This is a genomic window from Nitritalea halalkaliphila LW7, from assembly GCF_000265075.1.
Classification (GTDB): domain Bacteria; phylum Bacteroidota; class Bacteroidia; order Cytophagales; family Cyclobacteriaceae; genus Nitritalea; species Nitritalea halalkaliphila.
In genome coordinates this window covers 30,402-52,223 of record NZ_AJYA01000018.1, presented here as the reverse complement: position 1 = coordinate 52,223, position 21,822 = coordinate 30,402, and the positions used below count along the sequence as shown (strand labels likewise).

The 21,822-nt window shown below is 49.1% G+C and carries 23 protein-coding genes and 2 pseudogenes; 13 read left to right on the top strand and 12 right to left on the bottom strand.

What is annotated here, in order from left to right; translation table 11 throughout:
* Positions 1-70: 70 nt before the first annotated feature.
* The 3 genes from A3SI_RS07120 (at position 71) to A3SI_RS07110 (ending at position 2,373) form a co-directional block, all read left to right on the top strand.
* Complete coding sequence (locus A3SI_RS07120; protein WP_238531647.1) at positions 71-1,093, top strand: AEC family transporter; 1,023 nt, start codon at positions 71-73, stop codon at positions 1,091-1,093.
* A 237-nt stretch (positions 1,094-1,330) separates the two neighbouring features.
* Positions 1,331-1,561: a hypothetical protein gene (locus tag A3SI_RS07115; protein ID WP_009054706.1), complete on the top strand. Its 231-nt coding sequence runs from the start codon at positions 1,331-1,333 to the stop codon at positions 1,559-1,561.
* Positions 1,562-1,821: 260 nt separating this feature from the next.
* Positions 1,822-2,373, top strand: coding sequence for a GIY-YIG nuclease family protein (locus tag A3SI_RS07110; RefSeq protein WP_009054704.1), 552 nt, complete (start codon positions 1,822-1,824; stop codon positions 2,371-2,373).
* A 1,059-nt stretch (positions 2,374-3,432) separates the two neighbouring features.
* On the opposite strand, the gene A3SI_RS07100 is transcribed toward A3SI_RS07110, so the two are convergent.
* The 3 genes and pseudogenes from A3SI_RS07100 to A3SI_RS07090 all read right to left on the bottom strand — a co-directional run bounded on the left by A3SI_RS07100 (position 3,433) and on the right by A3SI_RS07090 (position 6,747).
* A complete protein-coding gene (locus A3SI_RS07100; protein ID WP_009054700.1) occupies positions 3,433-3,765 on the bottom strand; it encodes a hypothetical protein in 333 nt (110 codons plus the stop codon).
* A 504-nt stretch (positions 3,766-4,269) separates the two neighbouring features.
* Positions 4,270-5,203: pseudogene (gene mdh / locus A3SI_RS07095) on the bottom strand (malate dehydrogenase).
* A gap of 200 nt (positions 5,204-5,403) precedes the next feature.
* Positions 5,404-6,747 carry a DUF5723 family protein gene (locus A3SI_RS07090; RefSeq protein ID WP_009054696.1) on the bottom strand — a complete coding sequence of 448 codons (1,344 nt, stop codon included), beginning with the start codon at positions 6,745-6,747 and terminating at the stop codon, positions 5,404-5,406.
* Between the two features lie 129 nt (positions 6,748-6,876).
* On the opposite strand from A3SI_RS07090, the gene A3SI_RS07085 reads away from it, so the two are divergent.
* From A3SI_RS07085 to A3SI_RS07075, 4 genes are all read left to right on the top strand, one after another.
* The gene (locus tag A3SI_RS07085; RefSeq protein ID WP_238531646.1) at positions 6,877-8,922 is read left to right on the top strand and encodes a M14 family zinc carboxypeptidase; all 2,046 of its coding nucleotides are present in this window, start codon (positions 6,877-6,879) and stop codon (positions 8,920-8,922) included.
* Between the two features lie 14 nt (positions 8,923-8,936).
* Entirely contained in the window at positions 8,937-9,656 is a 720-nt protein-coding gene (locus tag A3SI_RS20425; protein WP_238531645.1) for a hypothetical protein, read from the top strand.
* 78 nt (positions 9,657-9,734) lie between these two features.
* Positions 9,735-11,000, top strand: coding sequence for a hypothetical protein (locus A3SI_RS07080; protein ID WP_156810215.1), 1,266 nt, complete (start codon positions 9,735-9,737; stop codon positions 10,998-11,000).
* Positions 11,001-11,068: 68 nt separating this feature from the next.
* A complete protein-coding gene (locus tag A3SI_RS07075; protein WP_009054693.1) occupies positions 11,069-11,299 on the top strand; it encodes a hypothetical protein in 231 nt (76 codons plus the stop codon).
* 42 nt (positions 11,300-11,341) lie between these two features.
* On the opposite strand, the gene A3SI_RS07070 is transcribed toward A3SI_RS07075, so the two are convergent.
* The 8 genes and pseudogenes from A3SI_RS07070 to A3SI_RS22395 form a co-directional block, all read right to left on the bottom strand.
* Positions 11,342-12,061 carry a hypothetical protein gene (locus tag A3SI_RS07070; RefSeq protein ID WP_040670362.1) on the bottom strand — a complete coding sequence of 240 codons (720 nt, stop codon included), beginning with the start codon at positions 12,059-12,061 and terminating at the stop codon, positions 11,342-11,344.
* A gap of 58 nt (positions 12,062-12,119) precedes the next feature.
* The gene (locus A3SI_RS22405; protein ID WP_316929119.1) at positions 12,120-12,833 is read right to left on the bottom strand and encodes a hypothetical protein; all 714 of its coding nucleotides are present in this window, start codon (positions 12,831-12,833) and stop codon (positions 12,120-12,122) included.
* Positions 12,791-13,309, bottom strand: coding sequence for a hypothetical protein (locus A3SI_RS22400; RefSeq protein WP_316929118.1), 519 nt, complete (start codon positions 13,307-13,309; stop codon positions 12,791-12,793). The genes A3SI_RS22405 and A3SI_RS22400 overlap by 43 nt, the downstream gene beginning before the upstream one ends.
* Entirely contained in the window at positions 13,281-13,433 is a 153-nt protein-coding gene (locus tag A3SI_RS20420; protein WP_238531644.1) for a hypothetical protein, read from the bottom strand. The genes A3SI_RS22400 and A3SI_RS20420 overlap by 29 nt, the downstream gene beginning before the upstream one ends.
* Positions 13,415-14,134, bottom strand: coding sequence for a type 1 glutamine amidotransferase (locus A3SI_RS07060; protein WP_009054689.1), 720 nt, complete (start codon positions 14,132-14,134; stop codon positions 13,415-13,417). The genes A3SI_RS20420 and A3SI_RS07060 overlap by 19 nt, the downstream gene beginning before the upstream one ends.
* 48 nt (positions 14,135-14,182) lie before the next feature.
* Entirely contained in the window at positions 14,183-15,295 is a 1,113-nt protein-coding gene (locus A3SI_RS07055; protein ID WP_009054687.1) for a carboxylate-amine ligase, read from the bottom strand.
* A 2-nt stretch (positions 15,296-15,297) separates the two neighbouring features.
* A pseudogene (locus tag A3SI_RS07050) lies at positions 15,298-16,251 on the bottom strand (ATP-grasp domain-containing protein).
* Positions 16,252-16,257: 6 nt separating this feature from the next.
* A complete protein-coding gene (locus tag A3SI_RS22395; protein ID WP_316929117.1) occupies positions 16,258-16,554 on the bottom strand; it encodes a hypothetical protein in 297 nt (98 codons plus the stop codon).
* A gap of 26 nt (positions 16,555-16,580) precedes the next feature.
* On the opposite strand from A3SI_RS22395, the gene A3SI_RS22390 reads away from it, so the two are divergent.
* The gene (locus A3SI_RS22390; protein WP_316929116.1) at positions 16,581-17,033 is read left to right on the top strand and encodes a hypothetical protein; all 453 of its coding nucleotides are present in this window, start codon (positions 16,581-16,583) and stop codon (positions 17,031-17,033) included.
* A gap of 44 nt (positions 17,034-17,077) precedes the next feature.
* Here the strand turns inward: A3SI_RS22390 and A3SI_RS07040 are convergent, their stop codons facing one another.
* Positions 17,078-17,611 carry a gamma carbonic anhydrase family protein gene (locus A3SI_RS07040; RefSeq protein ID WP_040670374.1) on the bottom strand — a complete coding sequence of 178 codons (534 nt, stop codon included), beginning with the start codon at positions 17,609-17,611 and terminating at the stop codon, positions 17,078-17,080.
* 249 nt (positions 17,612-17,860) lie between these two features.
* Here A3SI_RS07040 and A3SI_RS07035 point away from each other — a divergent pair, with 249 nt between their 5' ends.
* The 5 genes from A3SI_RS07035 (at position 17,861) to A3SI_RS07015 (ending at position 21,758) form a co-directional block, all read left to right on the top strand.
* On the top strand, positions 17,861-18,583 hold the full coding sequence (locus tag A3SI_RS07035; protein ID WP_009054683.1) for a YceI family protein: 723 nt from the start codon (positions 17,861-17,863) through the stop codon (positions 18,581-18,583).
* A gap of 73 nt (positions 18,584-18,656) precedes the next feature.
* The gene (locus A3SI_RS07030) at positions 18,657-19,127 is read left to right on the top strand and encodes a hypothetical protein (protein WP_162098429.1); all 471 of its coding nucleotides are present in this window, start codon (positions 18,657-18,659) and stop codon (positions 19,125-19,127) included.
* Entirely contained in the window at positions 19,109-19,936 is an 828-nt protein-coding gene (locus A3SI_RS07025; RefSeq protein ID WP_009054679.1) for an anthranilate synthase component I family protein, read from the top strand. The genes A3SI_RS07030 and A3SI_RS07025 overlap by 19 nt, the downstream gene beginning before the upstream one ends.
* Positions 19,929-21,032, top strand: coding sequence for a DNA polymerase IV (dinB, locus tag A3SI_RS07020; RefSeq protein WP_009054676.1), 1,104 nt, complete (start codon positions 19,929-19,931; stop codon positions 21,030-21,032). Before A3SI_RS07025 ends, dinB begins: the two co-directional genes overlap by 8 nt.
* A gap of 135 nt (positions 21,033-21,167) precedes the next feature.
* The gene (locus A3SI_RS07015) at positions 21,168-21,758 is read left to right on the top strand and encodes a hypothetical protein (RefSeq protein WP_156810213.1); all 591 of its coding nucleotides are present in this window, start codon (positions 21,168-21,170) and stop codon (positions 21,756-21,758) included.
* Positions 21,759-21,822: the final 64 nt, after the last annotated feature.

Genomic DNA, 21,822 nt, shown 5'->3' with positions numbered 1-21,822 from the left:
CGCTGCTCTTACTTATCGGCTTAGGCTTTTGCTGAAGCAAAAGTTTTTAAAGGAGGAGCAGAAAAACGGGTTGAAAATCATCATTTTGGACATCGCTTTACCGGCGATGATCTTTGTGGCCCTCTTAAAGATCGAGGTGCAGCCTGATTTATTGGTACTGCCGCTGGCGGCGCTGGTATTTAACGTTTTGCTGCTACTATTTACGCGCTTTGCCCTGCCCTTCTTCGGGGTGGCGGCGCGCTCAGCAGAGATGCGTACGCTGATGCTCTTGCTGCCTTCTCTGGCGCCCGGGCTCTCCTGTTTCCCCTTTTTAGCGGAGTATCTGGGGGATGAATACCTCGCTTGGGGGGCATTAGCGGATATTGGTAACAAGCTCTTCGTGCTGGTTATCGCCTATCTTTTGGCGATGAAATGGTACTATGGGACACATCAGTTGAAGGCCCAATCGAATGTAGAGAAGGTCAAGTCCCTGCTACTGGCGATGTTAAAGGAGCCGATTAATCTAGTGATTGTGACGGCGCTGATTTTACTGGGCTTTGGTTTGAACTTAGAGCGGCTGCCGTTGTATTTAGGCGATGCGGTGCTGATGATGAAGAACATGATGACGCCTTTGGTGCTGCTCTTTATCGGGGTGGCGGTTGTGTTCAAGTGGGCGCAGATCCGCATGATTGCGTCTTTGCTGACTCTTAGGGCGGGGGTGACGTTCATACTTAGTGGTTTGATTGTACTTTTTGTCCCCCTTCCCTCTGAGGCGGCGATCCTCTTTGTGGTGGTTTTTCCGCAGTCGGCCTGTAGTTTTTGGCCTTTTGCGCACATGTCTGCGGTTCGGGCCTTAGAGCGCGAGCAGCATCCGGACAGCAAGCGGCAGACCTTTGATTTAACCTTGGGGATTAATGTGCTGGCGGTTTCGCTTCCTTTCTCCACGCTGCTGATCATGGCGGTCTTCACTTCTGGAGGGCTTTTTATTCAGCCTTGGGTGCTGCTAGGAACAGGTGCGGCATTGCTGCTGTTGGCCTCCTTGCCGCTGCTGTTCAAGTGGCTGGGGCAGGTGGCTTGGTCTTCGGATGAGGTGGTAGCTGAAAAAGTCAAGTAAGAACGTTTTTCAAGAGATTGGAGGGGCTTCGGCCCTGCTATAAGTGTGTATAGGTGAAAAAAAGGTAGGCGGGTGCTTGCCTTTTTTTTGGTTCTCATACGGGGAGGTGGATGGTAGCAAAGGAAGGGGAGCGTTCGTGGGTTAGGGGTCTGTTTACAGTCTCGGTGTCTGTTTACAGGGATTGAGCATGCATTTTTTGCATTTTTTTAAAAAGAAAGGAAAAGAAAGCAAACGAACATGGTTTTTGATAAAAAAGAAAGAAAAAGAAAGCAAACGAACATGAATTTTGGTAAAAAAGAAAGGAAACGAAAGGAAACGAACATTGTGGGGGGAGACGTGCTATTTTTGAAAATAAGTAGCTCTATCTATTTTGGGCTTCGCCCAAAGGTGAACATCGTTGTAGAATCCCTTGGGTGGAGGCTTTCTGAAAAAAATGAGGTAAGCGCTATTGGAAATTTAAGGGGTTAGTTGTAAATTTCTAGTAGGTGATAAATAGTGCGGCTTATTAGGTAAATCAAATGAGGTTGTTACATTGAGTTTTCATATCAAAAAGGAAGTCTATATCTATTTTAGCGGAAACTACATTAACTTGATACTCCTGACTTAAAAATAGCACATGAATACTATTCAACTGAATGACATCTTACGCCTTGATAATCTATCCAATGTGAAGATTCGGTTCAATTTGATGTTTGCACAAAATTGGAATCCGATAGAGCTTTTCAAAAATGGTGATAAATCAAAAATGCTTGAGGGGCAATACTGGAATTACAGCAAAAAAAAAGTCCTTTAAGGAGGGTCAGATAACCATAGGGTTTGTTAAAATCAAACCGAAGGAGGACAAGTGGTTGCTTTTTCATATCGGACGCGTGACGAAAGACTTGAATAAACTAGACGGGATGGGATATGAATATCAAGAGTTAGAGGAGTTCGGAAAATATGTAGGACGTTTAATAATAAAATATCAAAATAGATCACAATCCATGATTCGTAACGCCGAATCAGTAATGGATGCATGTTATGTTTCTCAAATTTTACCCGACTTTTTTGATAATGACGTTTTCCCTGGGTATGAACATGTAAATATTTCTTGGGAAGAATTGAAACGAGTGATTGAGAAAGATAATTGGGTAACTGCATTACAAAATCAGAAGGGTGTTTATCTTTTGACCGATAGGTCAAATGGCAAAATGTATGTTGGTTCAGCGTATGGAGAAAACATGATACTGGGCCGATGGAGAGCATATATGGCCACAGCCACGGAGGAAATACGGGATTAAAAAAACTGTCTTTTGACCACATAAAGCAAAATTTCAGTTATGCTATTCTTGATATCTATAAATCAGCAACTGATGACCAAATCATCATCGAAAGGGAAAGTTGGTGGAAAAAAGTATTACACACCCGACAATTTGGATATAACGAAAATTAGCACGTAAGGCTATTCAAGTGGTGATAATTCGTGATTTTTAGAGGGCTGTACACGGTGCTTACTGGAAAGGCTGTAACTGCGGGCAAAAGGAAAGATTAAACTCAAAAGAATTTTTAGAAAACTTTTATCTATTTCTGCGATTAAATTCCCTCTCCAAAGCCCTTCTTTGCTCATACTCCCATCTCAGTTCCTGCATTATTCTTGCCTTTCTTCTGTTTTCGTCCCGACGGCGACGATAACCGGGAATCCAGAAAAATAGAATTAGTAAGCCTACATAGACAATAGTGGTAGCGTTAACAATTCTTTCATCATCTGCATATAGCGCGACGTTAGCAAAGAAATAAACGGGAATAAGTAATAAGAATCTCATAGTTAAAGTATTTATAGGTGGAAAATAGTGAATATATTTTAGTAATTCAACTTTTTACTGAATATTAAGCGTTTAAATGTTTTTTATTTTGCTGTTTGTTACTGCGGGGGCTTCCCTTACGGGCAGGCTATTCGCTGCAATCTTTTTCCCTTATTTTTAACGTGGTTTGGAAGGTGAAAAGGATTTCCGCTTATCCCTAAGTATATTAGTTCCCTAACTAACCGATAGTCCTTACGCGATGCGATTGACGCGAAGATGGCTGTTTCCTATGTTTTGGTTACGCACCGTTTGGAATAGATGTACCGTGATGGATTATTCCTGCGCGGTTGAATGATGAGGGATCGCCTGTTATCCGCGTATTGAAGCCATGTGGCTATCTGAGACTCCGCCGCCAAATGACTTGTGCTGCCTAAGTTTTGATGAGAAAAAAAGAGGCCGGGCTAAAAAATATCAAGGACTTCGATGAAAAATCACGCCAGCAGGCGTATCGGATGTAGCCACGGCCACTCTATTGCGAACGGTAACCTCCTCTGCTACCTATATCTGAGGCGATACGAGGGCATAAGCATCCAAAATCGCTAAGGTTTGACCCAAAAGATCTTGGTACTCCCTAAACTGATCGCGGAAAAACAAATACTCGTACTGATGCAAGGGAGCATAGAGCTGCAAGTAGGGGATGTCCCCATCATACCTACAGCAGCGGTCAAAGTCTAAGGTCAAAATTTCTTTGGCCCAGGCACGTAAAGCCTGTGGGGTAAAGCCAAAAACATAAATGCCATCGTGGATTTGGATGTTGCCACACACCTGACACTGGGTGCTGGTATAGCAGTAGGATTCTGCTAAAATTTTTTGTGCACAATTTTCCTCCATCTTTTCTTTCGTTAATTCCTAGCGCCTAGCGTTCAGCCCTTCTTTGAAAAGCATCACAAATAAACCCAATCGAGCATGTTTTTCTCTTTAGGGCCGAACCTAGGACTTTAGAATGCATAGCTGGAAAATAAATCTTCTCCTACTTCGTGAAAAATGGGGGGTAAAGCTTCCGCTCCTCCGATCTATTTCCTGTCCAACCATACCTGCATGAAAACAATCTGTTCTGGTTATTTAGATTAATTCTATACAGTACAAAGATGCAGCACGCGGATGAAATGCGCAACATTTATTTAGATTAATTCTAAATGAATTTTTCTATCATTTTCTGAAATTAAAAGCCTAACACCATAGGAGAATTTAAAAAGATTTAGACTCCGGTTGCAGGTTCCTATCCTTTCTCCTAACCTATGCTTTCACCTGAGATGTACGCTTTCGGCTTTTAGCGGAAAGGACATAAAAAAAGCCGACTGAAACAGCCGGCTTTTTCGGTTATGGTAAAGCGATTTAGAGTACTGTAGTAAGTGCTTCGTTCATGTTTCTCACCGCAGCAGCACTTTCGCGAAAAGGGCCTTCTCCTCTTCGTTTAGCTCTAAAGCCACAATCTCCTCAACGCCCGCTTTGCCGATGATACATGGAACGCCGATACAAATATCAGACTCTCCATACTCACCGTCTAAGTAAACAGAACAAGGGATAATGCGCTTCTGGTCGTTTAAAATGCTGTCTACCAAGTAAGCCACTGAAGCTCCCGGAGCATACCATGCAGAGGTTCCGAGTAATTTCGTGAGGGTAGCACCCCCCACCATCGTATCTGCCGCCACCTTCTCTAAAGCAGCCGCATCTAAAAAGTCAGACACGGGAAGACCGTTATACGTGGCCAAACGCGTCAAAGGAATCATCGTCGTATCACCATGACCACCGATCACCATACCGTGGATGTCGTTCTGAGGCTTGCCTAATGCTTGTGACAAATAGGTCTTGAAACGAGAGCTATCCAAAGCACCACCCATACCGATGATACGCTCCTTCGGAAGACCCGTAGACTTTAACGTCAAGTAAGTCATGGTGTCCATCGGATTCGATACGATCACGAAAATCGCATCAGGAGAATGCGCGATGATGTTCTCAGCAACCGTCTTTACAATGCCAGCGTTAATGCCGATAAGCTCCTCACGGGTCATCCCTGGCTTACGCGGAATACCTGAAGTGATTACCACCACATCGGATCCAGCCGTTACGCTGTAGTCATTCGTGCTCCCCACCACTTTCGTGTTGAACCCTAAGGTCGTCTGGGTCTGCATAATGTCCAGCGCCTTGCCTTCGGCAAAACCCTCTTTGATGTCCACTAATACAACTTCACTGGCAATTCTCTTGTAAGCGATCGCGTCCGCACAGGTGCTCCCACGTTACCGGCTCCGACAATTGTAACTTTAGTCATGATTATAGATTTATTGTTTTTCGATACTTTGTTTAAAAGTTCTGCTAATATAAGCCACAAAGCGTTTTAAATGAAACAATCTAAGGGCTTCTTTCTGCATCTTTCATGGTTAAATGCTATAGTCGGTTTTGCGCAGGAGCGCAAGGGTCCATGCGGAAATAAGTGAAAAGAATCTGTGTGCACGTTTACACCCTTGATTATCAGTTGAGTAGATTCAGTTTTTTGCCGATTCCCAAGTTCAAGCCGAAGTGCACGTCGGCATGATTGCGTCTGCCTAAGGCGCTGCTAAGCCCGGAGCTTGTGCCGATAAAGAAGCCTCCTAAGCGCAGACCCGCACCCGCTGCAAAGCCAAAAACCTCATAGACGCCTGTGGGAAAATACACCTCCAAGGGGCCTACAAACAAGCTTGGAGTTAGAATAAAGAGGTCTTGACCGACGATCTGGCCAGCGGGATTATTGGCCTGCAAGCGTTTTTGGAAATAGGCGCCCACCTGAAGGAAGGGCAGGGGCTGAAAATCTCCATACAAGGCTAGGGTCGTCGGTAAAGGAACGCGCAGGTCGGAGCGCTGATCCCGTAGGCTGACGAAGCCACTGGCCAAAAGCTGATTTTCGATTTCTTCGAAGGTGCCGGATAGGGCACTGAGGTTCAGTGCTTCGCCCGCTGGAACATTTAGGGCATAGGATGACTCTAGCGCATCGTCAAACAGCAGGGCCCCCATATTGCGCAGCGCCGCACCCACCTGAATATGCCCCAGTGGCGTGTTTTTCAATAAATAGGTTGCGCCGATGTCCAAACCTAAGGACACCCTACCCTGTACTTCAAAATTTTCTGCCCCATCCAGAGTAGCCCCTGTAGAATAGGCCAAGCGAACACTGCCGGTGGCATCCCGCATCAGCAGATCGCCATTCTCTTCGAAAAGGGTAGCATTTAGGTTCCGCACCTCTGCTTCAGCAAATGCGGTCGGGATATAAAAATGGATGCTAGCACCGATGCTTAGGCGGCTATTTGCATCCTCTATCAGCACCCCTCCCGCATGGGCAGAAAGCTGGGCATAGGAAAAGAAGTTAGCCCGCTGCGGTGGGCCACCCTGAATACGGGTACTCGTAAAATCGGGATCGGTAAACTGTGCCAGGGCAGTCCCTAAATTTGGGTTGATATTCGCAAAATCCCCACCAAAATGAACTTGAGAGCTCAAGCCTACGCCTATTTTTCCAGCGCGCACTGCGATGGAGGGGCCTAAGAAGTGGCCACCCAGGCGAAAATCCAAGGGATCCACCCGGGAGGTCAGGCTTTCCTCCAGGCCTCCACTGGGATTATCGATGTTAAAAATGAAATCCTCGATATTTCCGCCAGCGCCTACATTCATCTGGAGCAGATTTAGCTCTACCGTGCGGTGTAGGGAAGTAATTTCAGCTGGATTCATGAGGATGCTGGAAAAGCCTCTTCGGACACCCGTCGCCGGGCCCGGATAAAACTGTTGTGCCTGCAGGGGACCCACCAGGGCAAGAGCAGCAAGCGATAGAAGGGTACGAAAATGTTTCATGAGATGAAGATAAGGGAAATTCTCAGAAAAGCAGCAACCTCCTTCGAAAAGGGTATAGCGCCATTTCTGTAAACTATGCAGGCAATCCGGAAAATTAAGCGTAGGTTATCGCTGAAATAACAGTAAAAGATGAAGAAAAGTACACACTACACCTGGCTACTCATCGGATGGATACTCTTTGGGGTTTTGGCCGGAGGCCAAAAGTCTCTGGCTCAGCAGGCCTCCATCGATCAGGCCTATGTGGAGGCGATTAAGGCCTACACCACAGATGCACGCTTCCTGCCGGCCTCGCTGCTCCAGCTGCCTACCCATCCGACTGTGCCTTCTCCACTGGAGCATTTCGGGCATATCATCGGTACCCCAGGGGAGCTCCACCGCTTACAAGAAATCTACGGCTATTACGAGGCCCTAGCGGCGGCATCGCCACATGTGCAGCTGCAGGATATGGGGGAAACTGAGGAAGGACGCCGCTTCCTGCTCGTGGTAATCGGCGATGCCGCCACCCTGGAGCGCCTGCCCCACTATAAGGAGCAGCTGGCCAAGCTGGCCGACCCGCGCAGCTTCCCCTCCGAACAGCTGCCCAGCATGCTGGACGATAGCAAGTTGGTGTACTACGTAAACGGTGGCATGCATGCTACCGAAACGGGCTCCCCGGAGATGCTGATGGAGCTGGCCTACCGCCTGGCCATCGACGATGCCCCGGATATCAAGCAGATTCGGGAGGGTATCATTACGGTGATCAATCCCGTTTCTGAGCCGGACGGCTTGGAAAAGCAGGTGGAGTGGTACCACCGGTATACCAAGCAGCGGGAAGTGTATGACGATGGCTTTCCACGCTCGCCGCCGTACTGGGGCAAGTATGTGTTTCACGATAACAACCGCGATGGCTTGCAGATTTCGCAGCGCATCACGCAGTCGATTTTCAAAGGCTTTTTCGAGTTTCATCCGCCGGTGATGCTGGACCTGCACGAGTCTGTGCCACTCCTTTATGTGTCTACCGGCACAGGACCTTATAATGACTATGTGGATCCGATCACCATCGGCGAATGGCAGGTGATGGCCAACCATGATATCGCTACCGTGGCGGGTCAGGGCATGCCGGGCGCATGGCATTGGGGCTTTTACGATGGCTGGTATCCGGGGTATGGGATTTGGGTGGCGAATAACCATAACTCCACGGGCCGCTTCTACGAGACCTATGGAAATGCTGGGGCCACTACCTACTTGCGCGACCTGTCGAATAGTCGCTATGCCGGGGATCCTGCCACCTCTCGGGAGTGGTACCGCCCCGAGCCGCCGACGCAGGAAGTGTACTGGTCTTTCCGAAATAACATCAATTACACCATGGTGGGTGTTTTGGCATCCCTGCATTATGGGGCCACGAATGCCCGCCAGCTCTTGCATAATTTTTACAAGAAGGGGGTGAATAGCCTCGAAAAGGGCCGTTCGGAGGGGCCGCGAGCTTTTCGGATTCCGAAAGAGCAGCGGGATCCTGCCATGGCCGCCTACTTGGCAGCGCAGCTGCAAAAGCAGGGTATCGAAGTGCATGAAGATGCGAATGCCTATGTCTTGCTCAGCGAGCAGCCCTACCGTAACCTGCTTGTTTCCCTCCTCACGCCGCAGTCCTATCCGAAAGAGGCCAAGTTCCCGCCTTATGATGCGATCGCGTGGACGCTACCCCTGCTGTACGGAGTAGAGGTGGAGGCAGTAGAAGAATGGACGACAGGCACGCAGGGCCTGCAGCACTGTACTGAGCCCATCCGCTATGCCGCTAAGGTGTCCGGCTCGGGGCGTAGCTACCTGATCGCACATGCAGGCCAGCAAAACCTCCTTGGACTGCTTTATGATGCCCGTTCCCAGCATAAAAACGCCCGTTTCCATCAGTTGACTGCAGCCCAAGATATCGATGGGGAGACCTATCCCGCGGGCAGCTTGTGGATAGAAAATGTACCTGCTGCCAGCATGGAAAAGCTGGCGAGTCGCTGGGAGGTGGCCGTTCGGGGCGGGGATTTTGCGCCGGAGGCGGGACTACGCCAACAGCTTACCCTTCCGCGTGTGGCGATTTACCACACCTGGTTTAATACCCAGGACGAGGGCTGGTCGCGCTTCACCTTCGAGCAGCGCGGAATTCCTTACGTGAATATCGATAAAGACGACCTGCGCAAGGGGGGCTGAAGGAGCGCTTCGATGTGATTTTAATGCCGCGGGTGCGGGGGAGTGCCAGCAGCTTTATCCATGGGGTGGACAAGCGTTTCGGCCCGCTGCCCTATACCGCCACACAGGAATTTCCTTCTCATGGCTTTCCTGCGGCGACGCCCGATATGACGGGAGGTCCGGGCTTTCAGGGGATGGCTGCCCTCATGCAGTTTGTGGAACGCGGCGGGCTGCTGATCAGCTTGGATAACATGACAGGGATCCTGTTGGAGGCAGGCTTTTTTCCGGACCATCAGGCCGTGGATGCAGGGGGCTTATTCCACCCGGGCTCGCTCGTGCAAGCGATGGTACGTGCGGATGGGCATCCACTTTTCCATGGGTATGGCGAGTATCCGCATATTTTCCGAGGAAACGCGCCGCTTATGAAGCCGACGAAATACAAGCGGGAGCAGGTGCTGCTGCAGTACGGTACACAGCCGCTGAAGGAAGAGTTGCCTTACGAGGGAGAAATCTGGGGTGCTGCAGCCATGGAAACCTATGAAAAAGCGAATCCGAAAATAGGTGAAAAAATGCCCTATGTGCTTTCCGGAATGGTCCGGAATGAGGATAAAATCATCGGCCACAGTGCGGTGAGCTTAAGCCCGATGGGCAAAGGGCGGGTGCTGGGCTTTACCTTTGATCCGCTGCATCGCTTTCTGAATCATCATGATGCAGGGATGGTCTGGAACGCACTTTTGCACTGGGATTCTTTGTGAATCGGGCCTCGAGTGCATATATTAGGCAATTAAAAGGCCGGAAGCAATTGGTCTTTCGGCCTTTTTCCTTTCAAGAAAATGATGTGTGCAGTAGATAGGGGAGTAAAAGATGGGCGTGCAAGCAGAGGGGGAGGAGGTTGGCTGGCGAAAAGGCGGGGCAGGGTGCTGCTCCCTGAAGGTTGTTTTTGGGTTTTTCTTCTTGTTTTTTGGGGCTTTGGTTTTGGGCATGCGCTGCTCGCGCAGCAAAGCACTAGTTCTCGGCTGCAGGCTGTTGGTATGGACGGAAAAGACACCTACACCCTTTTTCAGCGGAGTGTTTCTCCTTTAGTTTTACCTGAAGCTATCCCCGAGCTGCTGCTGCTCCAGCGGCCTGAGAAACCAGAGGGACGCATCTTAGGAGCTGATGGGCGTCCCCTCAGCTTGGTATGGCCACCCTATGTGGAGGAAAAGTTTCGCGTGCTTTGGCAGTATGCCGCCCGACCCGAGAGAGAAGTGCCTCCCTGGCGCTGGGAAATTCAGCGCTTGCTGATAGACGAAGTGCCCGCCCAGGCAGGGCATGCCAAGGGGGAACTGCGTTTAGAGGCGATTTTTTACGCGCTCGATGCTTATGCACGGCCTGACACACTTTTCACCTTTACGAACTCGCTGAGCTATACCCGGCCGTTGTCCCGGATTTCCTATGTGGATGGCTTGCTCTACCGAGCCCTCGGCGGCATGCGCGACTATGCTGAGCGCTGGCTGACCGCTGAACAGGGAAGGCATCCAGCGCTGGCCCGTGGCATCCGCGTGCAGCCCTACCTCGAGGAGGGAGGCACGGCGCGTGATACGATTTTTTATGCCAGCGGGGAGACACTCAGTTGGTCGGATTTTAGAGGGCGCATGAGCTCGGGCTCACGTTTTAACGCCAGTATTTTCACCACTTTGGCCATGGACTACACCGCTAGCGTGGAAAATGGGCTCTTAACGGTTCCTGTGCGCATCCGGGCCTTTATGCTGCCGCGGGACAGCTGGGTACGGCCTGGAGGCCAAAGTGCCTATGCGCTCAACCATGAACAGCGGCATTTCGACATGGTGCAAGTGGTTAGCCTGCTGCTGAAGGGCTGGCTAGAGGGTTTTGTCTGGTCGAAAGCGGATTTCGAGGGACAGTTGAACCAGGCGTTTATGCATGCCTACCGCCTCATGAATCGCCTGCAAGAGGCCTACGATGCGGATACCTCCCATGGGCAGCGCAAAGAACGGCAGGTGCTTTGGGATGCGGCACTCGATCAAGCGCTAGAGGGGGATTTTCAAGCGCTGGCGGAGCTTTATGGTTTGCCTATGGAATACGAACTTTTACCACCCTGAGCGCATAAACAATCCAAGGGGATTTAGGGTTATTCGAGCAGATACTTTAACCCTAAAATTTTACTACCATGCCTTTTTTCACGCTGTATTTACACCAGGGCACCAAGCAGGTCATCGAAGCGGATGACCGGAATGACTTGATTTTAAAGTGCCAAGCAGAAGGGATTCGTTTTCAGCAGGAAGTCAAGGAAGTTCACTGGACAGACCGGACTTTGCACATGATGGAAGAGGTTAGCACGGGCGAAATTCGGCGCGATATTTCTACAGCAGATGTAAATCCGCATGGGTATCGACGCTGAGGGATGCTCTAATACAAGGTGACCGAGATCCTATAGGTCGCCTTAATAGTAGTCTCGATAAAAACGCAGGAGGACACCCACACGAAAGTCGGGCTGCCCGGAGAAGTCGCGCATTTGCCAGCCACTTAAATCGTTGGTGCTGAAATTAGAATTTACCGTTCCAAAACGAGACCGGTTCCTAGTTATTGCAAATGTGTTGAATGCAGCCAAAATACTTACGTAGTCATTAAAATGAACCGTGGTACCTATTTCCAAATGGCCTATGAAAAAGATTTCCCGTAGACTAACTTTTGGACCAATGGCCACGGTAGTCCCACTATCTGTATCTTCTGTGGAAATGCTACCAACTCCCTGCTCCAACGTGCCTATCAAACCAAAATACAAATCGAAATTTGGATCAAGCGGAATAAAATAAGACAAGTTAGGGCTAAGGCCTAAAAATGTGTTTCTATAACGTAATAATATGGTGTTATCTTCTTTTGTTTCACTGTAAAAGCGAACACTCGTTCCAAACCCAACGTAAAGATTCTCAAAGATTTTTCTATGAAATTTAATTCTCAACTCATGACTTTGTATTGAGGTGAAATCATTGAAAACGCGAGGAATGTAAACGGGACGGGTCTGTGAGTAATCCAATGTCATTAAAACCTTTCCTGTATCGAATTGGGCTGATAGAGGAGTTGAAAAACAGGAGATTAAGAGAAAGATAAATAAACAGGTATCAAAACACCCTTTAGCTGGGCCCCTAAACAATGTTAACATGCTTTAGATTCTGTCTCAAATTTACGAAAAGAATCCAGATCTGGTTTGTTTGTTAAATTTATTTTTCGAATAATCCTATGCTTCCCCCCACCCAGTCTTTGTCCTTATTAAATTTTACGCCGATCATTTCGCCACGGCTAAGGCGGACCAAGTTGGCTACGGGAGTGGCCTGACTTTGGCCCGCGGGCCATAGAAAGAGCATGCGCACCTCCGCTTTCACCTGACCTTCGAGTGCCTGAATCAGCGGTTTGTAGTGTACCTTCTTCTGCAAAATGTAATTCTCAGGGTCTTTCACCGCAGCGATGGCCTCCGGGGTGACATGGAAAACTACACCCGCGCCGCTAAAGGAAAAGAGTGGCTTTAGGACATAATTTTCCAAATCTTCGGGTAAGGTTTCCAGTGCACTCAGCCGATCCGTTTCGATAAAATAAGGACCCTTCAGGTCGGGCAGGAGGTACTTGCTCACGCGGAAAAACCAGTTGGGATGCCCCACCCAGTACACGTCCAGCTCCTCTTCGAAGGAGAAGGAGAGGCTCAGGTCAGTTCTTTGGCTGAGCTCATCGAAAATCACTCGGTTGTAAATCCGCTTGATACGCTGCAACGCACCCCCATCGGTTTTGTAGAAAAGTTGTTTCCCCACCTTGACCACCTCTGTCACACAGCAGATCCGGATGCCCAGATCGCGGGCGCAGTAGTAGAAATCGATTTTGGTATTTTGTTTTTCGGGCTCTATTTCCAGTAGCACCACCTCCTCGGGAGCAGCATCGCCCAAAATAGTTTTTCGAAGAAGGGCCTGATAGCTGTCCGGCTCCAAGCCACTGAGGAAGGGCGTGTAGGCAGAGAGGAAGGGGTAGTTTCCAGAAATTTTTGGTAAAGGTGGTACTGGAAATTAAAAATCGAAGGAAACCCCTGTGCTTCGATCAACTTAGGTACGAGCTGCCCGTTCTCCTCACAAAGCCCAAAGTCAATGGCTAAAAACTCCGGATGAGGATTTTCATTTGGGACCTTAGGCGCATGCGCAAGTGCCCCTTCACTTTTTTCTTTAAAATCAGGAGCCTGTATATAGGCAAGCAGTTGCTGACAGGCCTCCAGCAACATACTTTTCATGTTTGCATCGATGAAGATGGGTGTTTCCGCCACGCGGAAGGTCGGCGTATACTGAAAATCTGCATGGATGGCGGCTAAGAGTTGCTGATAGCGCTCCGGAGAAAAAGCGGCATTAAACTGCGCGCGACTGCTTTCGATCATATGAGGAAGACGTTTCGGCCAGCGGGCTAGGAGAACAGGCCGCCAGCGCTTGTGCTAAAAAGTTAGGAATCAGCGTTTCGTTTGTCTTGTAGATGGTTTTTTCATCTACGAGATGCTCGAGCATGCTACGGTATTTGGCTTTGCCTTCAGGGCAATGATTTTTTCACGCACTTCTGGTTTTTTCAGGTGGTGCAAGAAGCTTTCCGGGTCAGCCTCGGGATGAAATTGAGTGCCTACCAGCTCCGGGGAGAAGCGCACACCCATGATGGCACGCTCGTACTCCACGTGTGTACGGATTTTTTCTAGTGCGATGATGGCCGCTCCCATTTCGGTAAAGCGCTTTTTCTTAGGCTTCACCACTTGATAGTCGCGGGAATCCACGGCCCAAAATGGGTTTTCTAGGGCATGGAAAAGGGGATCTTCCATACCTTCTGCTGTTTTATGCACCGTCATTACCCCAAAAGAAGTGGCCTTTCGCTTGGTGATTTGGGCGAGCCCAAAGTGCTTGACTGCCATTTGGAAAGAGTGGCAGATAAACAGCACAAAGATTTTTTCTTCACGCTGCTTGTTGGCCTCGTAGATCGCTTGGATAAAATCTCCAAAGGCTTTATCCCAGACGCCATCGCCTTCCTCTGGGTTTCCGGGACCTCCTGTAGCGATATAGATACGGTGCTGGTCGATCTGCTGGGGCAGTGTAGCATTACCTCGCACGTCATACACCTGAAAGGCGAGTTCCTCCGGATAGCGCCCGATGATCTCTTGGATGCAGCGCATGCCCTGATTCGGTTCGCCAGCATACATATCTAATATTCCTACTACTTGCATAAGTTGATTTTTCTGAAAGGGCGCAAAGATACGGAAAATCCCTGATAATTACTCTTTTATGTCCTTTAAAAAGGAGTCGGTGATGAAGTCTACCACGCTGTTAAGACTTCCGGTTTCCTGGAAAACGGCCAGCTGTTTATCCGCTCCGGTGCCCTCGCGGAGGATGGTACGCACGTAGTCGATTTCTTTTCGGCTGCCTAACTCATCCACTACGTCATCGATAAAGTCGAGCAGTTCATGCATCAGCTCCTTATAAGGGACTTCTTTTTTTCTACCGAAGTCGATCATCTGTCCTTCCGTTCCGTAGCGTGCTGCGCGGAATTTATTTTCGCGGATAAGTGCGATGCGGTAGATGTTAAAGCTGGTGTTTTGGAGGTGGAGCTTGTAGAGCTTGGCCACCACAGCTTGGATCAGTGCCACGATACAGATGGTTTCATCCACGGTTAGGCACATATCACAGATGCGAAACTCGATCGTAGGGAAGAAGGGATGCATCCGTAGATCCCACCAGATTTTTTTTGGATTGTCGATACAGTTGGTTTTAACCAGTGTCTCGAGATAGTTGTCGTAGGCTTGCACAGAGTCAAAGTACTCAGGGAGCCCTGTACGGGGGAATTTGGCGAAGACTTTGGCCCTAAAGGCCTTAAATCCTGTATTTCGGCCTTCCCAGAACGGGGAATTCGTGCTCAGTGCATAAATATGCGGCAGAAAATAACAGGCTTGATTCATCAGCTGCATGGCTACTTCCCGGTTATCGATGCCCACATGGACGTGTAGGCCGAAAATCAAGTTGCCCCGCGCGGTATCCTGTAGTTCATTGATAATCGTATGGTAGCGTGGATCATCGGTGATGGCCTGATCGATCCAGCGACTGAAGGGGTGTGTCCCTGCGGCGCCTACGAGGAGGCCCTGCTCAGCGGCGAGGTGGTGGATACGATTCCGGAGGTAGGCGACCTCCTGGCGTGCATCCTGAACCGTCTTACAGATATTCGTTCCTACTTCCACGACAGACTGGTGCATTTCTGCTTTTACCTGCTCTTTCAGGAAGATTTTCGCTCCATCTACGATCTTGGACATATGAGACCGTAGATCCCGCGTTTCGGGATCTATGATCTGATATTCCTCTTCTACGCCTAGGGTGAAGTTAGGAAGTTTTCCCATAGTTAAAAACGTTTCGCGTCAGCTACGGCGTCCTTCATAAAGGTACCCCAGGTTAAGTTGATCTTTCCGGGCTTCTGGCTTTCGCATAGGCGATCGCCATTTTAGCAGCCTCTTCCACCACCCACTCGAAATTCTCTGCACCCACGGAGTTGATGTCCGCATCTGGGGCAGGATTTCCAAAATCGATCGCATAAGGCACCCCATCTTTTACTGCAAATTCCACGGTATTAAAGTCATAGCCGAGACCTTTACAGAGGGCGATGGTATATTCTTTCACTTTCGCCAAAAGTTTTTTACTGCTCGGTGGTCGGTCTACCACATAGCGTAGGTGATGCGGATTTCTCGGTTCGTAAGGCATGATTTTCACCGCTTTGCCGCCCAGGCAATACACCCTAAAATATTCCTCAAACACAATTTCTTCCTGTAGCAGCATGACCAGCTGCCCGGTTTCGCGATGTTTTTCGAAAATTCCTGTTGGTTCTCCAGTCGGTACACGTTCTTCCAACCGCCACCCGCATAGGGCTTCATGTATGCCGGGAATTTCACGTAGTCAAAGATGGCCTGCCAGTCCAGCGGCATGGCTAGGTTACGAAAAGACTTAGAGGTGGTGTCCGTCGGATGCTCCGCAGAGGGGAGGATGACGGTATTCGGAAGCGGAACGCCAAGTGTATCAGCGAGTGCATTGTTAAAGAATTTGTCGTCCGCAGACCACCAGAAGGGATTATTGATCACGGCAGTCCCTGTCAAGGCCGCATTTTTCAAGTAGGCACGGTAGAAGGGCACGTCTTGGCTGATTCGGTCGATGATGACGGCGTACTCCGTGAGTTGATTTTGGATGACCTTATCTATTTTCACCGCTTCAGCGATGATACCTTTTTCATTTTTGGCGTTTACGCGGTCGATAAAGCTTGGGGAAACGTGTCCTCCATGCCGAAAAGAATACCTATTTTTTTCATAAAAACTTAGTTGAATTTAATACGAGATAAATAATGGGGGAACATTTCTTTCCAGACAGGCCAGTCATGCTGCCGATCCTTACGCACATCGAGCCAGTGGCGGATGCCCTTCGCTTCGAGGGTGTCGCTCAGCTTGATATTCGCATCGAAGCAGATGTCCCAGTTCGAAGTGCCCAGCACCACGTCCATGTTCCAAAGCTCTCGGTCCTGCAGGCCGGGAAGATATTCAAGGGGGGAGTGGTAAAAGATCTGCTCATGCTGATAGCCGTCCATGAAGGAGCGGATGTCGAAGGCGCCTGACATGGAAAACATGTGCTCACATAGCCGGGATGTCGGAAGGCAAAATTCGCTGCATGGTATCCGCCGAAGCTACAGCCTGCCATCACCACTTTCCCCACAGCGGTCTGCAGGCGGATACGCTCGACGATGTCATGACAGATCATTTTATCGTAGGCATCATGCGACATGATCCGGTTATGGGGATGTGCCTGCTTGTCATAAAAGCTATACTTGTCTTGGCTATCGGGACAAAACACCTGGATCAGGCCCTGTTCGATGTACCAGGAGGCGGCGCTAATCAGCCCCATATCCCTATTTTCATGAAAAGACCCCATAGAAGTGGGGAAGAGGACTACTGGATAACCTGCATGGCCGAATACCAGCATCTCCACATCTCGCATCAGGTGATGGGAGTACCATTTAAAATATTCTTCTTTCATTCGGTTTCGATAGGGTTGAGAATTAAAAATAAGCGGCTTTTTTCGAAAAGCAAAAGTTTTTAAGTCTTCTTTTCTACAAAATTTTATGTGATCTGCACAAAAAGTCTTTAACCGCCCTCCACATCGCCTTCTTCCTGCATCCAGGAGGCATAAAGCGGATAGTTGGCCGCTGTCCGCTGAATCACTTCGCGCATTTCGGGTCCTGTGGTTTTTACTTTTTTAGCGGGGATGCCGGCGTAGATGCTGTTCGCTTCGACCACTGTGCCTGCTAGGACGATGGCACCTGCGGCGATAACAGCCCCACTGTGGACCACAGCATGATCCATGACGATAGCTCCCATCCCGATGAGCACATCATCATGGATGGTGCAGCCATGCAGAATCGCTTTATGTGCCACGGAGACCCTGCTGCCAATGTATGTACCCGCTTTTTGGTAGGTGCCGTGGATAACAGCGCCATCTTGGATATTCGTATCATCTCCGATGCGGATTTCATGGACATCACCCCGGATGACCGCTTGGTACCAGACGGTACAGTTTTTACCCATGATGATGTCGCCTACCAAAGTCGCGTTTTCAGCGAACCAGCAGCCGGAATCCCATTTTGGGGCGAAGCCCCGAACTGATTTTATTAATGCCATAGCCATTATTTAGTTAAGATGCATGCGTAAGCACTGACGAACCTAAAGATTTCGCGACGTAATTTCAAGTTTTCTGATAGAAAAGCAGGCAGAGAGAAAAGATTCTTCGCTAAATGCTCCTTTATGAGCCGCTAAGCAAATAATGCTCGCCTCAGACGAAAAAAAATCCCCTGGGTTCGAACTTTTTTAACCACTTTTGGTTTTCGTGTATGTACATTTAATACGAAATTAAACACAACTAAATAAACTATGAAACTATTACAGAAAACCGGACTCTTTTTATCAGCAGCGCTTTTAGCGTTCGCTTGTGGTGGGCCTAGTGACACAGTGGAAACGACAGATGCACAAGAAGTAGGTGAAGCTTCAGGTTCCTCTCTTGCATTAGATTTAGGAGCGAGTGTTGTTTCTTGGACTGGATACAAGCCTGCAGGCAAGCACTGGGGTAAAATTCCTGTAACAGGGGGAGAGCTTATGGTAGATGGCGATGCGATCACTGGCGGTAAGTTCGTTTTTGACATCACAGGATTAGTGATCGAAGATATCCCTGAGGATAACGAAAATTACGGTAAGTTGTGGGGTCACCTGCAGTCAGATGATTTCTTCGATGCCGCTAACCATCCGGAGGCGATGTTCGAGGTAACGAAAATCGAACCGTTTACATCTGCAGCGGATGTAGAGGACAAGGACGAGTTCGAAACAGAGTACACGCCTGAAAGCGCTTCTGACCTTTTAGCTGACAATCCTACGCACTGGATTTCTGGTAACCTAACCATGCGTGGAACGACGAAAAACATCAAATTCCCCGCTTCTGTACGTATGCAAGATGGCGCTGTGATGGCGAAAGCAGGTTTTAATATCGACAGAACGCAGTGGGGTCTTTCTTACGGTGACGAGTCGAACGCTGTGGACAAAGCCAAAGATCAGTTTATCTACAACACGGTAAGTGTAGGTTTCGACATCAAAGCGAACTAATTTTAATTACCCTAATCAAACAAACGTGGAGGGAGCAGAAATGCTCCCTTTTTTTTATTTTTGTCCTACTCTTATGAATGAAAATCCCGCGTCCCTCCATCGAATTCCCGTGCTGGAGCACGACCTCCCTTTATTTCTGCGCCTGCTCTCCGCACATTTTCCCTATGTGGCATTATTTGATCCACGGGGAAAGACCGATTTCCCTTTAGGGCCTTTTCGCTTTGGGCTATTTGCTGGAACACAGCCCCTGACGTTAGAGCAGGTAGCTCCAGAGGCGGATCGCATAGGTCTTCCGATTCCTTTCTGCGTGGCTTACGACTATAAAAATAGACTGGAGAAGCTTGTTTCGGAGAATCCGGCGCTGGTGGAAACCCCGGAGACCTTTGCTTTCCTCCCGGACTTGGCTCTTTTTCGGGAAGGGCAAGAATGGGTGCTGCGCGGTTCGGCGGCTGATCTTTGGCAGCAGCGCTTCGAGCAGGTGCGAAAGGGTAGGCGAGGAGAACGCATAGCCCTTGGGCAGGCGCTGTGCAGGTGGCAGCGCTGACCACGGAGGAGGAGTATCAGGAACGCGTGGCCGCCATTCATCAGCTCATTCGCGAGGGGATGGTGTACGAAATGAATTTTTGTATGGCCTACCAGGTGAGTGGGCGCTTGGATCCTGTAGATTTTTATTTGCGCCTCGCGGCGCAAAATCCCATGCCTTTCGGGGGGTTCCTTCAGGTAGGAGAGCGCTTCCTCGCCTGTGCCTCTCCCGAGCGATTTCTCAAGCAGGCCGACGGGGAGCTCTGGGCGCAACCTATAAAGGGGACTATCCGCAGGGGAGAAAATCCGGAGGAAGATGCGGAGCTTCGGCGCCAGCTTGCGGCCTCAGAAAAGGAGCGGGCGGAAAATTTGATGATCGTGGACTTGATGCGTAATGATTTGGCTAAGCTGGCAGTTTTAGGCTCCGTGGAGGTGGTGGAGCGCTTCGGGGTGTATCCATTTCCACGTGTAAATCAGATGATTTCTACCGTTAAGGCCAAGCTGGCAGGCGAAGTCGGGCTGGAGCAACTGCTAGCGGCGACTTTTCCGATGGGCAGCATGACGGGAGCGCCGAAAATTAGTACCATGGAGGCGATCGAGGAGTTGGAAAACTTTCAAAGAGGTTGGTTTTCAGGAACTTTTGGCTACTGGATGCCGGGTGGCGAAGTGGATATGAATGTACTTATTCGTAGTTTTATTTACGATCGGGCAGCTGAAAAAGGGTTTTTTGCAGTAGGTTCCGCTATTACCATCGATGCAGTGGCAGCGGCGGAGTATGCGGAGTGTCAGTTAAAAGCAAGCGGGATTAGAAGGGTACTAGCGGGTGAATAAGCAGGAGAAGGAGCGGGGTCAGGAGGCTGTGCGCTGGCGCAAAATCATTCATGTGGACATGGATGCTTTCTTTGCTTCTGTAGAGCAGCGCGATCATCCGGAACTACGTGGCAAGCCTGTGGCGGTAGGGGGTGATGGTGAACGTGGTGTGGTGGCGGCGGCATCTTATGAGGCGCGCGCCTATGGAGTACGCTCAGCGATGCCTGGGAAGCTGGCCATCCGAAAGTGTCCCCATTTGCTTTTTGTGCCGCCACGCTTTTCCGTCTATAAAGAGGTTTCCCAGCAGGTGCAAGAGATATTTTTTTCGTTTACAGATTTCGTGGAGCCACTTTCCTTAGACGAGGCGTTTTTAGATGTGACAGAAAATAAATTTGGCTATAAGTCAGCCATTTATATGGCCTACCTGATTCGCAAGCGGATTTTTCAGGAGACGGGGTTGACTGCCTCGGCGGGGGTGAGTTACAATAAGTTTTTAGCCAAGACGGCCTCCGATTTACGGAAGCCAAATGGGCAGGCGGTTATTTTACCAGAGGATGCGGCGGAATTTTTAGAACGACTTCCTGTGGAGAAGTTTTATGGGGTCGGCAAGGTGACTGCGGCTAAGTTAAACCGTTTTGGGATTTATTCCGGGGCGGACCTCAAGTCCTTTTCCCTGGCTTTTTTAACCAAACATTTTGGCAAGTCGGGGCAACATTACTACCAAATCGTTCGGGGCATTCATGATTCTCCCGTGCAGCCTGATCGTATGCGCAAATCCATCAGTGTGGAAAGCACTTTCGAGCAAGACATCAGCGCGAGAAATGAATTGGATTTTGCGCTTCAGCGCTTATTAGAAGACCTAAAGAAGCGACTCCGCAAGCAGGGGCTGAAGGGGCGCACGGCGGTGCTGAAACTAAAATACAGTGATTTTAGTCAGCAGACGCGTTCTCGAAGCCAGGAGCATTACATCCCGGAGGAGGCGCTGGAGGAATTTTATCGCGCTCTGTTAGAGCAGGAGCCGCTCAAGCAGCCCATTCGGCTGATGGGCGTAGGCTTGCAGAAGTTAAACACCCAGCCTGAACAGCATGGCGTGCAGCTGCACATCGTTTTTCCTTGATGCGCATGGGGTTAGGTGTTTCTTTGGTTTCCAGTAGCATGTTCGCTTCTTAATTCAGAAGAAAGGGACATTTAAGCGTTTATCTTCTGCACGGAGGTCCTTTTTATTTTTATTTGCCCCTAACGATTCTTACCTTTGAACGAATCGTTTCTATTTGTGAAAGTTTGTTTGGTTATCTTTTGCAAGATCTATTTAAAAAACTATAGTATTATGAAGGACTTCTTCCGCACATTACGTCTACTGCTTTTGCTTAGTGGCTTATTTTTATGGCATTTTAGTGCCCAATCGCAAACCTTTCAGGAAAAGGATGTGGTGCTTAACGCAGGTATTGGATTCGGTACTGTTTACTCTGCGGGAATGGGTGGAACGCTGCCTATTGGAGCCGGCGTAGAGTTTGGTGTAACACAACTCGAAAAAGGTGTTCTTGGAGTCGGTGGTGAGATAGGATACGCTGGATTTTCGGGGTTTTCAATTACCTATATTGGAGGGCGTGCCTCTTATCACTTTGCAGAACTAGTAGATTTAGAGGATGACTGGGATTTTTATGGAGGTCTTGGTATCTATTATAGAAGCTTTAGCACGGGCTTCGAAGGTATTCGCGTAGGAGGGATCTTTCCTGCATTCCATGCTGGAGCACGGTATTACTTTTCTGAGCGCTTAGGTGCATATGGAGAAATCGGTAACACTTATGGCTGGCTAAATTTAGGAGTAGTATTCAAGCTGTAGCCATGTTGAAAAGGGTAGTCGCTTCGCTGTTTTTTCGCATGGCAGCGACACCCTGTTCACGCTG